The sequence below is a fragment of the Ruegeria sp. AP12 genome (assembly GCF_056540025.1).
Genome location: NZ_JBQFVZ010000006.1, coordinates 171,847 through 187,782, shown reverse-complemented (window position 1 = coordinate 187,782; position 15,936 = coordinate 171,847). Strand labels below are relative to the sequence as shown.

Sequence of the window (15,936 nt, the reverse complement as noted above, 5' to 3'; positions counted from 1 at the left end):
ATATGGGATATTGGCCCGACTTATCCACAATATCTTGCCGAAATACGCAAATAAGCGCAGTTCTCAATATGGCGTACACTCGAACACTTCGTAGGCATAGCCGCTGGACGCGCCATAGTTGATACATTCGTAATTGGGTCGCGAGATGGCGGTCAGCAGCAACCGCTCCCCCGCCTCGCGGTCGCAACCCAAAACGCCGACCGTCACCGCCGCATCGCCCAGCACATCCAGGATCGGGCAACCCGACACCTGCGCCATGGCCAGCGCTGCACGATCCCGGATTGGGCCAAGGCGTGGGGCGTATTGCGCGTTGACGCGGACCGCCTCGGCCAGTTCGCCGCGCACGCGCACGTCAAACACACTGCCGTTTACGGCAACGCGCGTGGCAGGGACGTTGCGAAAATGGGGCGTGCCAGCCGAACAGGCCGCAAGCAGTAAGAGGGCGAGATACCGGATCATGCCGCAGGGTTGCAGCAAATTGGTTAACAGACCCTTTCCGCGTTAGGCCCGCAGCGCGTTGCCCAACCTGCGGATACCCTCGCGGATCGTTGCCTCATCCGAATTGGAAAAGCTCAGCCGGATGGTATTGGCCCCGCTGCCGTCCGGAAAGAACGCCTGACCGGGCACAAACGCTACCTTCTCGGTCGCCAACGCACGCGCGAGCAGTTCGGACCCGTCTGTGTCCACCGCAAGCGTGACCCAGATGAACATGCCGCCCTCGGGGCGGGTCCAGACCACGCCATCCGGCATGTGCTGCTGCAAGGCGGCCAGCATCGCATCGCGCCGCGCCTGATAGGTTGCGCGGACCTTGGGGATATGGGTGTCGAAACACGCCTCGGCCACCTGATGCACGGCCATCTGGTTGATGGTGGCCGAGTGCAGATCAGCGGCCTGTTTCATCAGCACCATCTGCGAGATGACCGGCTTGGCAGCGACCACCCAGCCCATCCGCAATCCCGGCGACAGTGTTTTCGAAAAGCTGCCGCAATAGATCGTGCGGCAGTTTTCAATCGTTCCTTTCTGCGCGAGTTCCAGCGCCAGAACCGGTGGAATAGCCTCGCCATCATAACGCAGGGCCTGATACGCCCCATCCTCGATCACCGCGCATTCCAGTTCTTCGGCCAGGTCCAGCAACGCCTCGCGCCCACGCAAATCCACCGTCTCTCCGGTCGGGTTCGAGAAATCCGGTGACAGATAGGCGAACTTGACCGCCCCGTCCCCGGCCGCCTCACGATATTCCGCTGCACCGCGATTGCCGTTGATGCTGAGCCGGTCAAAGCGCGGCTCATAGGCGTTGAAAGCTGCCAAAGCCCCAAGATAGGTTGGCCATCCGACCAGGGCCGTATCGCCCGGCGACAAGAACAGCTTACCAAGATAGTCCAGCGCCTGTTGCGAGCCCGAGGTGATCAGGATGTTGTCGACCTCACACTCGACCCCGATCTCCCGCATATGGCGGACCAGCCACTCGCGCAGCGGCGCATAGCCTTCGCTGACCGAGTATTGCAGCGCCTGCGCCTGAGTGTCCGGCCCAAGCGCTGTCTGGAACGCCTGTGAAAACGCATCTGCCGGGAACAGGGCCGGATCCGGGATTCCACCAGCGAATGAGATAATGCCGGGCTGGTCCAACAGCTTCAGCAATTCCCGTATCTCGGACGCTTTCATTCTGGACGTGCGGGTGGCGAACAGGGTCTGCGCGGTCATGAGGCTCCTCCGATCTCAATTCGGGCAGCCTATGCAGAACAGTATTAAAGTCAACAATACTGACCTAATGTTTCAATCAAAGTGAAACCGCCCTTCTTGAACCCGAACCCCCACTGTGGTCATATGTTTTGACCAATTTTGGACGTGTATATGCCCTTTCAAAAAGTTCAGACCGAAAAGCTGTCGAGTGCAGTTGTCCGGCAGATCGAATTGCTCATCCTACGCGGCATCCTGCGCCCCGGCGAGCGTCTGCCGTCGGAGCGGGAATTGGCCGAGCGCATGGGCGTGTCACGCCCATCTTTGCGGGATGCCATTTCCGATCTGCAGGACCAAGGGTTGCTGACCGCAAAGGCCGGATCCGGTATCTATGTGGCCGAAGTTCTGGGCTCGGCCTTTTCCCCTGCCCTGATCCGGTTGTTCAGCAGCCATGACGAGGCAGTGTTCGACTATCTGTCCTTCCGCCGGGATATGGAGGGGCTGGCCGCCGAACGCGCTGCGCGGCTTGGGTCCACCAGCGATCTTAAGGTGGTTCAGGCCATTTTCGACCGGATGGAGACGGCACATGAGCGCAACGCCGCCGAAGAAGAAGCCGGGTTGGACGCCGAGTTTCACATGGCCATTATTGAGGCCAGCCATAACGTTGTCATGCTGCACATGATGCGGTCGATGTACGATCTGCTCCGGCAGGGTGTGTTTTACAACCGCCAGATGATGTTTCAGCAACGCGCCACGCGTGAGGCCATTCTGGACCAGCACCGCGCGATCAACACAGCCCTGCAAGCTCGGGATCCCGAGGCCACCCGTTTGGCGGTCGAACAGCATCTGGATTTCGTCGAGCGCTGCATGAAGGATCAGCAAAAGGCCGAACGCAACGAGGCGATTGCACAGCAACGCCTGGCGCATGAGACGGGTCAAGCCTAGGCGCAGAAACCGCTTTGGGCACCTGAAACAAAAAACCCGGCGACTGCGCCGGGTTTTCTTAATTCGGGATAGGCAATTGTCAGTGCAGCTTTTCGCCCACGTCAGCAATGGCCGCATCGATCAGCTTGTTGGCCTGAGCGGCGGTCATCTGCTGGGCCAGCACCGCGTTTGCCGCCGAAACAGCAACGGTGATGGCCTGATCGCGCACTTCCTTCACAGCCGAAGCTTCTGCCGACGCGATCTGGTCCTGTGCGGCCGCCAGACGGCGCGCGATGGATTTCTCCAGATCAACCTTGGCTTGCTCTGCTGCCAGCGCCGCGTCATCCTTGGCCGCAGCCACGATGGCATCCGCCTGTGTCTGCACTTCGCGCTGCTTACGCTCGTACGAGGCCAGCAGGCTGCGCGCTTCTTCATGCAGGGCGCGGGCTTCGTCCAGTTCGGACTTGATGCCCTCGGCCCGGTTGTCCAACGCGCCACCGATCATGCCGGGGACCTTGAAGTAGAACAGGACCGCGATGAAGACGATGAAGCCCAGAGTGACGACAAAGTCCGTATTGCCAAGCGAGAAAAACGGGCCGCTAGCGGCCAGCGCCGGGCTTGCGGCACCGATGGTCAGGATAAGGGCAAGAGTGTTCCGCATGTCACTTATCCTTTCATCTGCGCATCAACGGCACCGTCGATGGCTTTGGCATCCGCCTCGCCGCCCAGTGCTGTGACCAGTTCAGCCGCCGTATCCTTGGCAACCACTTGAATGCTTTCCAGCGCACCGGCACGGATGTCGGCAATTGCCTTTTCCGATTCAGCCGCCTTTGCAGCGATTTCCGCGTCCGCCTTGGCAATCGCGTCATCCAGACCAGCCTGGATTTCCGCGCGGGCTTCCGCTGCGATACGCTGTGCCTCAGAACGGGCATCGGCCAGCGCCTTGTTATAGGCCTCTTCAGCCTCGACCGCTTTGGCCTTCAGATCTTCGGCCGCAGCCAGGTCATTTGTAATGGTCCCCTGACGTTCAGCCAGGATTGCCGCGATGCGGGGCAAGGCCACGCGGGACAGGACCAGAAAGATGACGACCAGCGTAATGACCAGCCAGAAAATCTGGTTGGGGAACCAATCGAAGCAGAGCTGCGGCATCCCGATGGCAGAGCCATAGGAGTCGACGCACGAGCCGGCTACCTCTTTAGTAATGGGTTCAGTCGCCATGATATCCTCCGTCGGAAACTTGTCTTTACAACAGGTGGGCCGCTATGGCTTGGGCCCACCTGCGCGTAAGGATCAGGTTCCGCAGATTATACGGCGAACATCAGCAGCAGCGAGACCAGGAATGCGAAGATCCCCAGGGCTTCTGCGAACGCGATACCGATGAACAGGGTTGCGGTCTGCGAAGCAGCCGCCGAAGGGTTGCGCAGGGCGCCGGCCAGGAAGTTGCCTGCAACGTTGCCCACCCCGATTGCGGCTGCGCCGGAACCGATTGCTGCCAGGCCTGCGCCGATGTGTGCGAGATCGCCTTCCATGATGTATCTCCTTACGAATTGGAAGTTTCGATGTTGGGTTATCGTTCCTGCGTAGGATGGGTGATTTCACCCATCTTTAGTGATGCGGATGCAGAGCGTCCTTCAGGTAAACACAGGTCAGAATGGTGAAAACGTAGGCCTGAATGAAGGACACGAGGACCTCGAGGCCGTACATTGCGGTGATCGCCAGAACGGACACGGGCGAGATCGCGGCGATCGCGGCAAAGCCTGCGAACACCTTGATAACAGCGTGGCCTGCCATGACGTTACCGGCAAGACGAATGGAGTGGCTGACCGGGCGCACGAAGTACGAGATCAGCTCGATGATCGCCAGAATGGGACGCAGCGCCAGCGGCGCGCTGGACACCCAGAACAGGCTCAGGAAGCCTGCGCCGTTCTTGACAAAGCCCAGCACGGTCACGGTCAGGAAGACCGACAGCGCCAGCGGGATGGTCACGGCGAAATGCGACGTTGTGGTGAAGGACATGGGGATCATGCCCAGGAAGTTCGCGCAGACGATGAACATGAACAGGGTCATGACATAGGGGAAGTACTTGACGCCTTCCTTGCCGCAGATGTCTTCCAGCATCTTGTAGATGAAGCCATAGGCCAGTTCTGCGACCGACTGCATCCGGGTCGGAACAATCGCGCGCTTCGAGGTCGGCACGATCAGCAGCAGAATGATGGCCACGATCGCAAGGAACAGCCACAGCGTCACGTTGGTGATCGTGAACATGCCCACCGCACCGTCACCGAACAACGGCTTAACGATGAACTGATCCATCGGGTGGAAAACCAGGCTGCTGCCTTCTGCTGCGGTGGTCTCAGTTGCCACGTTCAGTCCCTCTCGTCCTTCTCGGCCGCCTCAGCCGCCGCTTGTTTCTCTTGAACCTCTTTCGCGCTGCGGAGCATAACCTTCACGCCCGAGACAAGGCCCAGCAATGTGAACAGCACCAGAAAGATCGGGATCGTCCCGAACAGGCTGTCCAGCCCGTATCCGATGCCAAATCCGATCCCCAGACCGGATACCATTTCGATGACCATCCTCCAGGCAAGCTCGCCCCCGGACACGTCAGCACCCGCACGAGGCTTTGGCGCTTTCGCCTTTTTCGCCGCGTCGATCTTGGCCTCCAGCTGCGCCATACGCTGCTTTTGGTCGTCATCGGTCACGGACGTTTTCCTCGCACAGTCTTGGGGCTAGGTGCTAAGGGGCGCAGGGCACAGAGTCAACGGTGTTGAGCGCCCGAATTGCCGCAGGATAAACGCCTGTTTTCATTCGGTATTTTTGCTGGGGAGGTGCAGGTAAATCGCAGGTCAAAGGGTGGGCAATCCGAAATCACCCTGAATCCACATATTCAACCAAATGGTTGACCAAACTCCGGCGCTGTGGTTCAGCGGGATCATGTCCGACGACCTTGACACCGTATTCGCCGCCCTGGCCGACCCGACCCGGCGCACCATCCTTGCGATGTTGCTTGAGGATGATATGGCCGTCACAGACGTGGCCGAACCGTTCGAGATGTCGCTGGCCGCGATCTCGAAACACCTGGTCATTCTGACCAAGGCCGGGCTGATCTCTCAGGAAAAGCGCGGGCGGGTGAAGTGGTGCAAGCTGGAGCCCGACGCCTTGCGGACGGCCTCGGTCTGGATGCAGGGCTTCGGACAGTTCGAGCCGGTGAACCTGGACGCGTTCGAGCGGTTTCTTGAGGTCGAACTGCCCGCGACGGATGGCGCGGATGACTCGCCTACCTGACGACAAACACGGCCACTTTGGCGTGTTTCGCCAGATACCCGGCATGGCTTGAGAAGATATAGTCCGTGATCCGAGGCGCGTGTGTACCCACAACGATCAGATCGGCGCCAATTTCTTCGGCTGCACGCGTCAGATCCCCATCAACTTCGACCGCAACATCGACTGAATGGATGTTCTTAGTGCCGACCTCTGCGCCGCTCTTGGCCGACAGGTCATCAGCCAAAGCCGCAAGGTCCTTGGCGATAGAGGCGTCCGATGCGGTGACATCACCGGGTTGGGTTCCGGTCACGCTGACCAGGGTCACACGTGCGTTTTGCCATTTGGCCATCTCACCCGCCACAGCAACGGCTTTTTGCACTTCGGGCGGCAAGTGAAGATCGACGGGGATCATGATGTGATTGAACATTTCGTCCTCCTCTTCCTTGTGGAAAGTATAGAAGACATGCCCCGTTTCAGCCTTGATCTGCCTCAACGGAGGGGCTGTTCGCCCCCTTGGCGAACAACACAGCCGAACCGCAATCAGCCGGGTATGACGCTGTAAATGACGCCTGTTGTGTCCGCCGAACACGTCCATGGGCGGCTTTGCCCGGCAACAGTAACCGCTGTGACGGAGCCCCGTGGGTCGGGCTGCGTTTCCAGCGCCTTGACGTCTTCAATACGCGTGCCGCTTTCGGCAGAGACCAGCGCCTCGCAACTGGCTTGCAGCGATGTCTCGTTGCCGGAGCCCTGCAAGTTGTTTTGCGCACACGCGCCCAGTGCGATCAAAACCGCGCCCGTTAGAATTGGCTTCATTCCCCTGCCCTCGTTTTCGTTTTGGCCGGTGGGATGCTGCCAGAAGCTGATGGGAACACAAGCGTCAATCTGCACTGCGCCGAAGGGATGCCGGCTCGGGGATTTCCTCTTTCAGCAGCAAGAGAAGGGCCAGAATTGTCAGGGCAATGCCCAACACGATCAGCCCGGTCGGCACACCGTTGCCCAACGCAATCTCCCACAGGATGACCCAACTGGGCACCAAATAGGTATACGCCATGACTTTGGCCGAGGGCAGCTTCAGCGCCGCAAACTGGACCAGAACGAAGCTGGCTGCCGTTGCAAAGAAGGACAGGTACAGCAGCCCGATCCAGACGATGCCCGGCAGGCTGAACCAATTGGTGCTGATAATATCTGACCAGCCGAAGGCCGTCAGCAGGACGCACCCGGCCAGCAGGGTGCCAAAGGTGAACACCACCGCCGGTTCGCCCCGGTTCAGCTTGCGGACCATGGGCGTATAGATTGCGTGGGCGACGCAGCCCACGAAATAGATGACCTCACCCACCCCGATCTGGAAGGCCCGGAACAACTGCCAGTCGGCGCGAAAAATCACCCACAATGCGCCGACCGCCCCGACGGACAGGGCCAAAGCCATCCGCGGGGTTGTGACCTGCCTCAGCAACACCCACCCCGCAATGGCCGAGACAACCGGCGTCAGCGTGAACACGGCGGCAGCACTGACCGGCGGAGCGGTCTGCAGGCCGTAGAACATCAGGACAAAATAGGTGGCGAACAGACCGCCCAGAACCAAATAGCGCCACGGGGCCTGCGCGGCGGAACGTGGCACACCGGTCGTGGCATAGGCAGCAATCCCAATTACCACCGCCGCAATCGCAAAGCGCACCGCGTTCAAAGCGGCTGGGGCGATCTCATTCGCGATCATCGACCCCAGCGAGAAGCTGCCTGCCACCAGCGCCGAAAAGCACAACATGGCCAGATGGCCACGGGCGTGCGGCGTCATGGCAGCCAGGTCCGCGACTGTTCCTTCAGGAAGGACAGGAACGCCTGCACCTTGGTCGTGCGATGCAGATCGACATGGGTGACCAGCCACAGTTTGCCGGACCATTCGGGCAGGCTGTCCATCACTTCCTCAAGGTCCGGGTATCTGGCAGCCTCCCATCGGGCCATGAACCCGATCCCGGCCCCGGCCCGAACGGCCTCGGCCACGGTGAAGTTGTTCGAGCACCGGAATGTCAGCGCCTCGGCCGGGGCGTTGGCCCGCAGCCATTGCGAAAACGGCGCGCGGCTGTTTTCGTCATCATTTCCAACAAAGGCGTGCTTGGGGAAATCCTCGACACTTTGCGGCTTGCCCCGACGGGCGACGTAATCCTTGCTGGCAAACAAGCCCACGTCCTGTGTCACGAAGGGCTGCACAACATTGTCCGGCTGATCCGGCGCTGACCCGGCACGGATGGCAACATGCGCCTCGCCATATTCAAGGCGAAACAGGCGGTCCCCGGTCAGATAGCGCACGATCAACCCTGGGTGGGCCTTTTGGAACTCGCTGAGCGTGGGCACAACCAACGGTACCAGCGACGCCAGCGAGGTCACCACCAACTCGCCCGAGACATCGTCGCCCCGGCCCTTCATCCGACCCACAAGCTGGTTGAACTGATCCTCGGTCGCCTGCGCCACGCGCAAAAGATCTTCACCCGCTTCGGTTGGCGTATATCCCCGCGCATGGCGCTGGAACAGTTTCACACCCAACCGCGCCTCGATCGCGTCGATATGGCGGATCACTGTCGCATGGTGCACGCCTAAAACCTCAGCCGCGCCGCTGACTGTCCCCATCCGTGCGACCTGATATGCGGTCCTCACTTCATCCCAATTATCCATGGCAAAGCTATCTTTGTGCAATTTCTAACAGACACTGTTGATGTATCCGACTTTTGTTCGCCAGCGCAACAATCATATTGAGCCCAGACCACATCACCCTTGATCGAAGGACTGCAGAAATGACCAAAACCATTCTCCACATCGACGCCTCGGCCCGCCGCACCGGATCGGCAACCCGCGATCTGTCAGACCGTGTCGTCAAACATCTGGGTGCCGGGCGCATCATTCGCCGTGATCTGGCCTCGCCCCTGCCGCTGCTGACCGAAGACTGGATTGCCGCGAACTTTACCCCGGCAGATCAGCGCGACGCGGTTCAACGGGATCAACTGGCCCTTTCGGACGAGCTTGTGAATGAGCTTCAGCAGGCCGACACAATCGTCATTGGCCTGCCGATCTACAACTTTTCGGTACCCGCCGCTTTCAAGGCGTGGATCGACCTGGTTGCCCGCGTGGGTCTGACCTTTTCCTATACCGAAAACGGCCCCAAAGGCCTGCTGGAAGGCAAACGCGCCGTTCTGGCCATCGCCTCGGGCGGCACCGCCGTGGGGTCCGAGATCGACTACGCGTCCGGCTACGCTAAGCATGTTCTGGGCTTTATCGGAATTCACGATGTGGATGTCGTCGCCGCAGACCAATTGGCCATCGACCCCGATGCATCGGTGCAGAACGCACATAAGGCCGTATCCGAACTGGCCGCCTAAACCGGCACTGGCCTTCGCGACCAGAAATGTCCAATCTGCAAAACAGGTATTTTGCGGGTTGGACATTCAATCATGAAAAAGATCGGAATTCTGGGCGGAGTCGGCTGGGCCTCGACCGTCGACTTCTACAGAGCTATCGCCGAAGGGGCGGGTCGCTATTTTGCCGCGCGCGGCCACGGCTCGCCCCTGCCCATTCCGCCGATGACGATCGAGTCGGTGACGCAAGCCAGAACACGGGCACTGCGCGGCGTGGCCGGAAACGAAGAAAGCTGGGCGGAGTTCGACGCGGTCTTCCGTGACGCGCTGCTGACCCTTGAAAACGCAGGGTGTGATTTCGGGATCATTGCGTCGAACACACCACATGCCCGCCTGCACGCGATCCGTCAGGGTGTTTCGATGCCCATCCTCAGCATCTTCGATGCCACTGCCGAAGCCACCGCAAAAACCGGCGCATCACATGCGCTGGTGCTGGGAACAACCGTGACCATGCAAGCGACCAACTATGCCGAACGTCTGGCAGTCGAAGGCGTCATCGCAAATGACCGGCTGCCGGATCCGGACATCGCCGAGATGCAGGCCATGATCGACAGCGATTTTTATGGTGGCGCGTCCGGGACCGCGCACGCCCGTTTGCTGGCCTTCTGCAACCGCCACGCAACGCCCGGCACCGCTATTCTGCTGGCCTGCACCGAACTGCCGCTGGCCTTCCCCAACCACCTGGACGACCCGGTATTCGAGGCAGACGGGCATCTGTTCATCAACCCCTCAGCCGCCCATGTGGCCGCCGCCCTGAAACAGGCGCTGCCCGCGGACTAAAGCGCCCGCCCCTTCTTCTGTTCAAAAATACTTCCGCCGGAGGCACGCGTGCCTGAAAGGCGCGCGTTCAGTCAGGGCAGCCACGTCACCTGACAGCCGATCTTGTCGAAAAACGCCATCAGATCATCCCGCGACATCGCAACCGTCCGGTCATTGACCAGCGGATGCATGTAGATCACATCGGCCTGCCGTGCAGCGGCATCCATGAAAAAGCGCACATCATTCTGCACCCCGTTGATCATCGCCAGCGGGCTAACCGCGCCGGGCCGGATACCAAGGTTCTGCAACAGCCGGTCTGCCGAGCCGAACGACAGGTTGCCCACACCCAGCTCTGCCACCAATGCCTTCAGATCGATCTCGCGGCTTTGTTCCAGCGTCACCAGATAGTTCCGCTTTTTCTTGTCGCGCAAATACAGGTTCTTAAGGCGCAGCGCGTTCTCTCCGGGCACCATGAACTGGTCCTCGACGGCCTTCGACTCTTCGACCGTGCGCAGCGGAGGATGAGTGTGCAGCCGGTAAACCAGCCCCCAATCGTCCAGTTGCGCCAACAAGGCGTCGGAACTGAGCGGCAGCGTGTCCTGAAAAGCGGATGATGCGTCCATCGTGACCTCCTGTCTGATGCGCTCATCGCGCAACAAAGATGGAAATTCAAGCCACGACAGTGCCAGAATTCAGTGTTAGCGTGCCGCCATGAAAGTGTCGCGCAATACCCAGGACCAATTGATCCTGACATACACGCCATGGTTCATCGGCATCACGCTGGTCTTCTTCATACTCGCCTTTGTCGGCGCAGGTCTGTTCATGGTCAGCGAAGGTGGCGAAGGCATTCTGTTCGGTCTTTTCTTTGCACTCTTTGGAGGAGGATTGGGGTTCGGCGCGTTCTGCACCTTTGTCCGGCGCGTTCAGGTCATACTGGACCGCAAAAAGGGCAGCATCGTGATCCGCAGGCAGTCGGTCTTTGGCTATGACGCGGTCGAGCATGCGCTGTCAGACCTGTCCCATGCCGAGATCGAAAGCTCGGTGTCGCGCAGCACCAAAGGATCGTCGACCCTCTATCGCCCGGTCCTGATACTCGACAAGGGTATGAGCGCAGGGCGGCATCCCATCGTCGAGGCATTCTCAAGCGGACGCGGAGCGCACGGATTGGTGGATGCGATCAACGATTGGCTGCCCGCTGGCGATCAGAAACCAGATCGGGAACAGGCCTGAGGGTTACACGGCCCGACCATGTTCCAGCCACATCCGCTCAGCCGGGGTGACCATGCCGGCCATCCGGGCGTCATATCGCGCCATCTCGGCCTCGGTCAGCTTACCTTCCCACTTGTTGCTGGTGCCTGACGAGAAAAACTGCGCGAAATCGCGAAAAACGCTGGTAAACCCCGGCGTCTGCGACAGGCGTCTGGCATTGTCTTTCATCGACCCGAAGCTTCCCGCTTGCGAAATCCCGGCCACCATGCGGTCGTCGATGTTCATTCCCATGATCCCGGCCAATCGCCTGACCTGTCCCGGCAAGTCGCGGCTTAGCTCGGCATAGTGCAGGAAATGAATATTGGGCAGGTCGCGATAATCCCAGAAAGACCGGAAGTGATGCACGAACGAGGCCAGCGTCAGATCATCGGTCCCTTTGGTCGAGGCCGGGCGGTCCAGAAACATCGCAAACGCTTCGGACAGGTCGTCGGGAAACAGATAGTCCAGCCAGTCTTCGGTCATGTTCTCGACATGGCTACGCAGCGAAAAATGCACATCGACCGGATGACGATGAACCACCAGATACTGGGCATCCGGCGAATAGGTGATGCCATCCAACGGTGTATGCGTCTTGATGCAGCGCCTGTGATCCTGAACCTCCAGTGAATTGGCCTGCGCGACCCGGTCGCGAAAAGCGCAATCCAGCCAGGGCGAGACCTTGTTGTCATAGATCGACGGATCGGCCTGTTCGGTAATCAGCATTCGCACCAGTGTCTGCGTCCAGGTGGTTCCGCATTTGGGCGGCGTGCAGACAAACAGATCGTCAGGGCGTATCCGGAATTCGGGCCAGATATCCGTATTTGTCACCGGACCCACGTAGTCGGTGGTCCGCTGTGGAAATGTACCGCTCACCTTCACCCTCCGACCTTTGCATCCTGCTTGCCGACGCTACACCACAGGGGGTTCCATACAAAGCGCCTGTCTTGACTCGGTGCCTTCGGGCGCGTAGACGACGCGCAAACATCCGGAAGAAACCATCCTTCCGGTCCCTTGAGTCGTTCAGGGATCGCCCCCCACCAGCGAGTTTCGCCCGTGGGGGCAATGCCATTTGGCATTACCCCCACGTCTAATTCTGTGGGAGGGGGCAATTGTGCATTGAACCGGTGCCGCCTAGTTAGGAGGTGCCACCAGATAACCGGCGAAGGAGGCCGAAGGCATGTTTGAAAATCTATCCGAACGCCTCTCTGGCGTCTTTGACCGGCTGACCAAACAGGGCGCCCTGTCCGAAGAAGACGTCAAGACCGCCCTGCGCGAGGTTCGCGTTGCGTTGCTTGAGGCTGACGTCTCGCTGCCGGTGGCCCGCGCCTTCGTCAAGAAGGTGCAGGAACAGGCAACCGGTCAGGCGGTGACCAAGTCGATCACCCCCGGCCAGCAGGTCGTCAAGATCGTGCATGACGCGCTGGTCGATACCCTGCGCGGCGAAGAAGACCCCGGCAAGCTCAAGATCGACAACCCGCCCGCCCCGATCCTGATGGTCGGTCTGCAGGGCTCGGGCAAGACCACCACAACCGGTAAGCTGGCAAAGCGCCTGAAAGAAAAAGAGGGCAAGAAGGTCCTGATGGCCTCGCTCGACGTCTATCGCCCGGCGGCGATGGATCAGCTGGCGGTGCTGGGCACGCAGGTCGGTGTGGATACGCTGCCGATCGTGCCGGGCCAATCTCCGGTAGATATCGCCAAACGAGCAAAGCAGCAGGCGACGCTTGGTGGGTATGACGTCTACATGCTCGACACCGCAGGTCGTCTGCACATTGACGAAGTCCTGATGGACGAGGTCGAGCAGGTTCGCAACGTGGTCGACCCGCGCGAGACTCTGCTGGTGGTCGACGGCCTGACCGGTCAGGTCGCCGTTGAAGTGGCCGAGGAGTTCGACGCCAAGGTCGGTATCTCGGGCGTGGTCCTGACCCGGATGGACGGTGACGGTCGCGGTGGTGCGGCGCTGTCGATGCGCGCGGTCACCGGCAAGCCGATCCGTTTCGTCGGTCTGGGCGAGAAGATGGACGCGCTCGAAACTTTCGAGCCGGACCGGATCGCAGGACGTATTCTGGGCATGGGCGACATCGTGGCCCTGGTCGAAAAGGCCCAGGAAACGATGGAGATGGAACAGACCGAGCGCATGATGAAGCGCATGGTCAAGGGTCAGTTCAACATGAACGACCTGAAGATGCAGCTGGAACAGATGATCCAGATGGGCGGCATGCAGGGCATGATGGGCATGATGCCGGGCATGGGCAAAATGGCGAAACAGATGGATCAGGCCGGTCTGGACGACAAGATCCTGCGCCAGCAGATCGCGATGATCCAGTCGATGACCAAACGCGAACGCGCCAACCCTCAGCTGCTGCAAGCCAGCCGTAAGAAACGGATTGCAGCGGGTTCGGGGATGGAGGTCAGCGACCTCAACAAGCTGCTCAAGATGCACCGGCAGATGTCGGACATGATGAAGAAGATGGGCAAGATGGGCAAAGGCAAGATGCTGAAACAGGCCATGAAAGGCATGTTCGGCAAAGGCGGCCCCTCGCCCGAGGATATGGCCGCAGGTATGGACCCCAAGGCACTGGAACAGGCGGCCAAGGCGATGGGCGGCAAGATGCCTGGCGGCCTGCCCGGACTGGGCGGCGGCATGGGTCTGCCCTCGGGTCTGAGTGGGTTCGGGAAGAAAAAGTAAGTGACCCTTGCGCCCACCATATCCACTGCGCGCCTGACATTGCGCCACCACCGGCTTGAGGATTTCGAGCCGATGGCCGCGCTGTTTGCGACGGATTGGGCCAAGTACATGGACGGCCCGTACTCGGCCCAGGACCTGTGGTCGATGCTGGGCTCGGACGTGGCCAGTTGGCAGTTTCTCGGGTTTGGCGCGTGGGCGGTCGATCTGACGGAAACCGGTGAATTCATTGGGCAGGTCGGAATCAACAAACCTCCGAATTTCCCGGAAACCGAAATCGGCTGGTGTATTTTCCCCGGATTTGAAGGCAAGGGCTATGCATTCGAAGCGGCCTGCGCCGCGCGTGACTGGGCGTTTGAGAATGCCGGGCTGACGTCTTTGGTCAGCTATGTCGATGCGCCTAACACCCGTTCAATCGCGCTGGCCAAGCGGCTTGGGGCAAGTGAAGACCCAAGCGCAGCGCGCCCGGACCCCGAAGATGTCGTCTATCGCCACCCGCACCCGGATGAGCGGCAATACGGATCGGAGGCCTACGCATGACCTTCCGATTTGAAGCCGCGCCCAATGCGCAAGGGGCTGAGCTGGCGTCTCGCGTGGCGGGCGCAATTCCGACGCTCGAAACCGAGCGTCTGGTTCTGCGCGCGCCGCAATTGTCGGATTTCGACACCTATGTCCGGATCGTGGCCAGCCCGCGCGCGCGGTACCTGACAGTCATGTCGCGCGAGGATGCGTGGTATGATTTCGCTCAGATGGTCGCCATCTGGTCGCTGCGTGGCCATGGCCTTTGGTCGGTTGAAGCGAAGGCAGGCGGTCAACTGCTGGGCTTTGTCGTTCTCGGCTTCGAGCCGGAAGACCCAGAGCCAGAGCTTGGTTTCATCTTCACCGAGGAAGGCGAGGGCCACGGCTATGCGTTTGAGGCTGCAAGCGCCGCGCGTGGCTTTGCGTTTGAGCAACTCGGCTGGGACACTTTGGCGAGCTTTATCGTCAAAGGGAATGAACGCTCTCAACGTCTGGCAGACCGGCTTGGCGCTTTTGTGGAACGCGAGATCGTTGAAGAGGACGGTGTGACCTTGGTGTATCGCCACCTCGCCACCGATGGCGACGGCGGGATGGAGGCCTACGCATGACCTCATTCACCATCCCCACCGTTGAAACCCAGTGCCTGATCCTGCGCGCGCCGCATTTGGACGATTTGCCCGCGATGACCACGTTCTTCGCAACCGAGCGCAGTCATATGGTTGGCGGCCCCAAGGATGCGCTTGAAAGCTGGAATTCTCTGGCCAACCGCTTGGGGCACTGGGCGCTGAAGGGCTTTGGCCTATGGCACCTGACCGAGAAGACCAGCGGCGCATTTGTGGGCTGGGCCGGTATGATCGACGTACCCGGCTGGGCCGAGCCCGAGCTGGGCTGGACCCTGATGGCCGAAGCAGAGGGCAAAGGGCTGGGGTTCGAGGCCGCATCGGCTGCGCGCGATTATGCGGCGCGGCATCAGGGGCTGAACGGCGTGATCAGCTATATCGCCCATGCCAATGACCGCTCGCGCGCGCTGGCCGAACGGCTTGGTGCGACGCTGGAGATTGAAAACGCCGAGCTATTGGGCAAACGCGCCCAGATCTGGCGCCACCCGCAGATTGACTTGACCACCGAAAGGACCGGCCAATGACCAACCCCGTGACACAGGCTGCCACGCTGTTGAAAGAGCATCGCGAAAGCATCGACCGGCTGGACGCGATCCTTGTCTACACGCTGGGCGAGCGGTTCAAGCACACGCAGGCCGTTGGCAAGCTCAAGGCCGCACACGACCTTCCCCCGTCCGATCCCTCGCGCGAGGCAGCGCAGATCGCACGGCTCGAAGACCTGGCGAAAGCGGCCGATCTGGACCCCGACTTCGCCAAGGCTTTTCTGAATTTCATCATTCAGGAAGTCATCCGACACCATAAGAAACATCAAAACTAACCGGCATCTGCGCCGGCTCAACAA

General features: G+C 60.3%; 23 protein-coding genes. 10 read left to right on the top strand and 13 right to left on the bottom strand.

Annotation, left to right across the window (positions count from 1 at the left end):
- Positions 1-63 precede the first annotated feature (63 nt).
- Positions 64-459 (bottom strand): hypothetical protein, encoded by a 396-nt coding sequence (locus ACR0E6_RS16575; RefSeq protein ID WP_480585312.1) that lies wholly within the window; start codon positions 457-459, stop codon positions 64-66.
- A gap of 42 nt (positions 460-501) precedes the next feature.
- Positions 502-1,701 carry an aminotransferase-like domain-containing protein gene (locus tag ACR0E6_RS16570; protein WP_480585310.1) on the bottom strand — a complete coding sequence of 400 codons (1,200 nt, stop codon included), beginning with the start codon at positions 1,699-1,701 and terminating at the stop codon, positions 502-504.
- Positions 1,702-1,851: 150 nt separating this feature from the next.
- Between ACR0E6_RS16570 and ACR0E6_RS16565 the strand changes: the two genes are divergently transcribed.
- Complete coding sequence (locus tag ACR0E6_RS16565; RefSeq protein ID WP_170454713.1) at positions 1,852-2,622, top strand: FCD domain-containing protein; 771 nt, start codon at positions 1,852-1,854, stop codon at positions 2,620-2,622.
- A 79-nt stretch (positions 2,623-2,701) separates the two neighbouring features.
- Here ACR0E6_RS16565 and ACR0E6_RS16560 read toward each other — a convergent pair whose 3' ends face one another.
- The 5 genes from ACR0E6_RS16560 to ACR0E6_RS16540 all read right to left on the bottom strand — a co-directional run bounded on the left by ACR0E6_RS16560 (position 2,702) and on the right by ACR0E6_RS16540 (position 5,300).
- Positions 2,702-3,262 (bottom strand): F0F1 ATP synthase subunit B, encoded by a 561-nt coding sequence (locus ACR0E6_RS16560; RefSeq protein WP_170737628.1) that lies wholly within the window; start codon positions 3,260-3,262, stop codon positions 2,702-2,704.
- Between the two features lie 5 nt (positions 3,263-3,267).
- The gene (locus tag ACR0E6_RS16555) at positions 3,268-3,819 is read right to left on the bottom strand and encodes a F0F1 ATP synthase subunit B' (RefSeq protein ID WP_170454717.1); all 552 of its coding nucleotides are present in this window, start codon (positions 3,817-3,819) and stop codon (positions 3,268-3,270) included.
- An 86-nt stretch (positions 3,820-3,905) separates the two neighbouring features.
- Positions 3,906-4,130 (bottom strand): F0F1 ATP synthase subunit C, encoded by a 225-nt coding sequence (locus ACR0E6_RS16550; RefSeq protein WP_005981269.1) that lies wholly within the window; start codon positions 4,128-4,130, stop codon positions 3,906-3,908.
- A gap of 76 nt (positions 4,131-4,206) precedes the next feature.
- Entirely contained in the window at positions 4,207-4,965 is a 759-nt protein-coding gene (locus ACR0E6_RS16545; RefSeq protein WP_170454719.1) for a F0F1 ATP synthase subunit A, read from the bottom strand.
- A 2-nt stretch (positions 4,966-4,967) separates the two neighbouring features.
- Positions 4,968-5,300, bottom strand: coding sequence for an AtpZ/AtpI family protein (locus tag ACR0E6_RS16540; RefSeq protein ID WP_480585307.1), 333 nt, complete (start codon positions 5,298-5,300; stop codon positions 4,968-4,970).
- A gap of 232 nt (positions 5,301-5,532) precedes the next feature.
- Between ACR0E6_RS16540 and ACR0E6_RS16535 the strand changes: the two genes are divergently transcribed.
- Positions 5,533-5,883, top strand: coding sequence for a metalloregulator ArsR/SmtB family transcription factor (locus tag ACR0E6_RS16535; RefSeq protein WP_170520223.1), 351 nt, complete (start codon positions 5,533-5,535; stop codon positions 5,881-5,883).
- Here ACR0E6_RS16535 and ACR0E6_RS16530 read toward each other — a convergent pair.
- The 4 genes from ACR0E6_RS16530 to ACR0E6_RS16515 all read right to left on the bottom strand — a co-directional run bounded on the left by ACR0E6_RS16530 (position 5,876) and on the right by ACR0E6_RS16515 (position 8,529).
- A complete protein-coding gene (locus ACR0E6_RS16530) occupies positions 5,876-6,289 on the bottom strand; it encodes a universal stress protein (protein WP_480585305.1) in 414 nt (137 codons plus the stop codon). The two genes, ACR0E6_RS16535 and ACR0E6_RS16530, sit on opposite strands and share 8 nt — an antisense overlap.
- Before the next feature lie 113 nt (positions 6,290-6,402).
- Positions 6,403-6,675 (bottom strand): hypothetical protein, encoded by a 273-nt coding sequence (locus ACR0E6_RS16525; protein ID WP_480585303.1) that lies wholly within the window; start codon positions 6,673-6,675, stop codon positions 6,403-6,405.
- 64 nt (positions 6,676-6,739) lie between these two features.
- Positions 6,740-7,654 (bottom strand): DMT family transporter, encoded by a 915-nt coding sequence (locus tag ACR0E6_RS16520; protein ID WP_480585301.1) that lies wholly within the window; start codon positions 7,652-7,654, stop codon positions 6,740-6,742.
- Positions 7,651-8,529, bottom strand: coding sequence for a LysR family transcriptional regulator (locus ACR0E6_RS16515; RefSeq protein ID WP_170454731.1), 879 nt, complete (start codon positions 8,527-8,529; stop codon positions 7,651-7,653). The genes ACR0E6_RS16520 and ACR0E6_RS16515 overlap by 4 nt, the downstream gene beginning before the upstream one ends.
- Positions 8,530-8,648: 119 nt before the next feature.
- Between ACR0E6_RS16515 and ACR0E6_RS16510 the strand changes: the two genes are divergently transcribed.
- Both ACR0E6_RS16510 and ACR0E6_RS16505 read left to right on the top strand, forming a co-directional pair.
- Entirely contained in the window at positions 8,649-9,230 is a 582-nt protein-coding gene (locus tag ACR0E6_RS16510; protein WP_170454733.1) for an NAD(P)H-dependent oxidoreductase, read from the top strand.
- A gap of 72 nt (positions 9,231-9,302) precedes the next feature.
- Positions 9,303-10,046 carry an aspartate/glutamate racemase family protein gene (locus ACR0E6_RS16505; protein WP_480585298.1) on the top strand — a complete coding sequence of 248 codons (744 nt, stop codon included), beginning with the start codon at positions 9,303-9,305 and terminating at the stop codon, positions 10,044-10,046.
- Positions 10,047-10,117: 71 nt separating this feature from the next.
- Here the strand turns inward: ACR0E6_RS16505 and ACR0E6_RS16500 are convergent, their stop codons facing one another.
- Positions 10,118-10,648, bottom strand: a complete 531-nt coding sequence (locus ACR0E6_RS16500; protein ID WP_480585296.1) for a prolyl-tRNA synthetase associated domain-containing protein — start codon at positions 10,646-10,648, stop codon at positions 10,118-10,120.
- 88 nt (positions 10,649-10,736) lie between these two features.
- Here ACR0E6_RS16500 and ACR0E6_RS16495 point away from each other — a divergent pair, with 88 nt between their 5' ends.
- The gene (locus ACR0E6_RS16495; protein WP_170624274.1) at positions 10,737-11,255 is read left to right on the top strand and encodes a hypothetical protein; all 519 of its coding nucleotides are present in this window, start codon (positions 10,737-10,739) and stop codon (positions 11,253-11,255) included.
- Positions 11,256-11,258: 3 nt separating this feature from the next.
- Here ACR0E6_RS16495 and ACR0E6_RS16490 read toward each other — a convergent pair whose 3' ends face one another.
- Positions 11,259-12,146 carry a sulfotransferase domain-containing protein gene (locus ACR0E6_RS16490; RefSeq protein WP_480585294.1) on the bottom strand — a complete coding sequence of 296 codons (888 nt, stop codon included), beginning with the start codon at positions 12,144-12,146 and terminating at the stop codon, positions 11,259-11,261.
- A gap of 304 nt (positions 12,147-12,450) precedes the next feature.
- Between ACR0E6_RS16490 and ffh the strand changes: the two genes are divergently transcribed.
- Genes ffh through ACR0E6_RS16465 form a run of 5 tightly spaced genes read left to right on the top strand, consistent with a single transcriptional unit; the run spans position 12,451 to position 15,912 of the window.
- On the top strand, positions 12,451-13,959 hold the full coding sequence (gene ffh, locus ACR0E6_RS16485; protein ID WP_170624278.1) for a signal recognition particle protein: 1,509 nt from the start codon (positions 12,451-12,453) through the stop codon (positions 13,957-13,959).
- Entirely contained in the window at positions 13,960-14,496 is a 537-nt protein-coding gene (locus tag ACR0E6_RS16480; protein WP_480585291.1) for a GNAT family N-acetyltransferase, read from the top strand. It begins immediately after the preceding gene.
- On the top strand, positions 14,493-15,083 hold the full coding sequence (locus ACR0E6_RS16475; RefSeq protein WP_480585289.1) for a GNAT family N-acetyltransferase: 591 nt from the start codon (positions 14,493-14,495) through the stop codon (positions 15,081-15,083). Before ACR0E6_RS16480 ends, ACR0E6_RS16475 begins: the two co-directional genes overlap by 4 nt.
- Complete coding sequence (locus ACR0E6_RS16470) at positions 15,080-15,619, top strand: GNAT family N-acetyltransferase (protein ID WP_480585287.1); 540 nt, start codon at positions 15,080-15,082, stop codon at positions 15,617-15,619. Before ACR0E6_RS16475 ends, ACR0E6_RS16470 begins: the two co-directional genes overlap by 4 nt.
- Entirely contained in the window at positions 15,616-15,912 is a 297-nt protein-coding gene (locus ACR0E6_RS16465; protein ID WP_480585285.1) for a chorismate mutase, read from the top strand. The genes ACR0E6_RS16470 and ACR0E6_RS16465 overlap by 4 nt, the downstream gene beginning before the upstream one ends.
- Positions 15,913-15,936 lie beyond the last annotated feature (24 nt).

Bases quoted from the DNA above. Each gene is read 5' to 3' on its own strand.
- ACR0E6_RS16575 (WP_480585312.1), bottom strand. From the start codon at position 459: ATGATCCGGTATCTCGCCCTCTTACTGCTTGCGGCCTGTTCGGCTGGC.
- ACR0E6_RS16570 (WP_480585310.1), bottom strand. From the start codon at position 1,701: ATGACCGCGCAGACCCTGTTCGCCACCCGCACGTCCAGAATGAAAGCG.
- ACR0E6_RS16565 (WP_170454713.1), top strand. From the start codon at position 1,852: ATGCCCTTTCAAAAAGTTCAGACCGAAAAGCTGTCGAGTGCAGTTGTC.
- ACR0E6_RS16560 (WP_170737628.1), bottom strand. From the start codon at position 3,262: ATGCGGAACACTCTTGCCCTTATCCTGACCATCGGTGCCGCAAGCCCG.
- ACR0E6_RS16555 (WP_170454717.1), bottom strand. From the start codon at position 3,819: ATGGCGACTGAACCCATTACTAAAGAGGTAGCCGGCTCGTGCGTCGAC.
- ACR0E6_RS16550 (WP_005981269.1), bottom strand. From the start codon at position 4,130: ATGGAAGGCGATCTCGCACACATCGGCGCAGGCCTGGCAGCAATCGGT.
- ACR0E6_RS16535 (WP_170520223.1), top strand. From the start codon at position 5,533: ATGTCCGACGACCTTGACACCGTATTCGCCGCCCTGGCCGACCCGACC.
- ACR0E6_RS16530 (WP_480585305.1), bottom strand. From the start codon at position 6,289: ATGTTCAATCACATCATGATCCCCGTCGATCTTCACTTGCCGCCCGAA.
- ACR0E6_RS16525 (WP_480585303.1), bottom strand. From the start codon at position 6,675: ATGAAGCCAATTCTAACGGGCGCGGTTTTGATCGCACTGGGCGCGTGT.
- ACR0E6_RS16520 (WP_480585301.1), bottom strand. From the start codon at position 7,654: ATGACGCCGCACGCCCGTGGCCATCTGGCCATGTTGTGCTTTTCGGCG.
- ACR0E6_RS16515 (WP_170454731.1), bottom strand. From the start codon at position 8,529: ATGGATAATTGGGATGAAGTGAGGACCGCATATCAGGTCGCACGGATG.
- ACR0E6_RS16510 (WP_170454733.1), top strand. From the start codon at position 8,649: ATGACCAAAACCATTCTCCACATCGACGCCTCGGCCCGCCGCACCGGA.
- ACR0E6_RS16505 (WP_480585298.1), top strand. From the start codon at position 9,303: ATGAAAAAGATCGGAATTCTGGGCGGAGTCGGCTGGGCCTCGACCGTC.
- ACR0E6_RS16500 (WP_480585296.1), bottom strand. From the start codon at position 10,648: ATGGACGCATCATCCGCTTTTCAGGACACGCTGCCGCTCAGTTCCGAC.
- ACR0E6_RS16495 (WP_170624274.1), top strand. From the start codon at position 10,737: ATGAAAGTGTCGCGCAATACCCAGGACCAATTGATCCTGACATACACG.
- ffh (WP_170624278.1), top strand. From the start codon at position 12,451: ATGTTTGAAAATCTATCCGAACGCCTCTCTGGCGTCTTTGACCGGCTG.
- ACR0E6_RS16475 (WP_480585289.1), top strand. From the start codon at position 14,493: ATGACCTTCCGATTTGAAGCCGCGCCCAATGCGCAAGGGGCTGAGCTG.
- ACR0E6_RS16470 (WP_480585287.1), top strand. From the start codon at position 15,080: ATGACCTCATTCACCATCCCCACCGTTGAAACCCAGTGCCTGATCCTG.
- ACR0E6_RS16465 (WP_480585285.1), top strand. From the start codon at position 15,616: ATGACCAACCCCGTGACACAGGCTGCCACGCTGTTGAAAGAGCATCGC.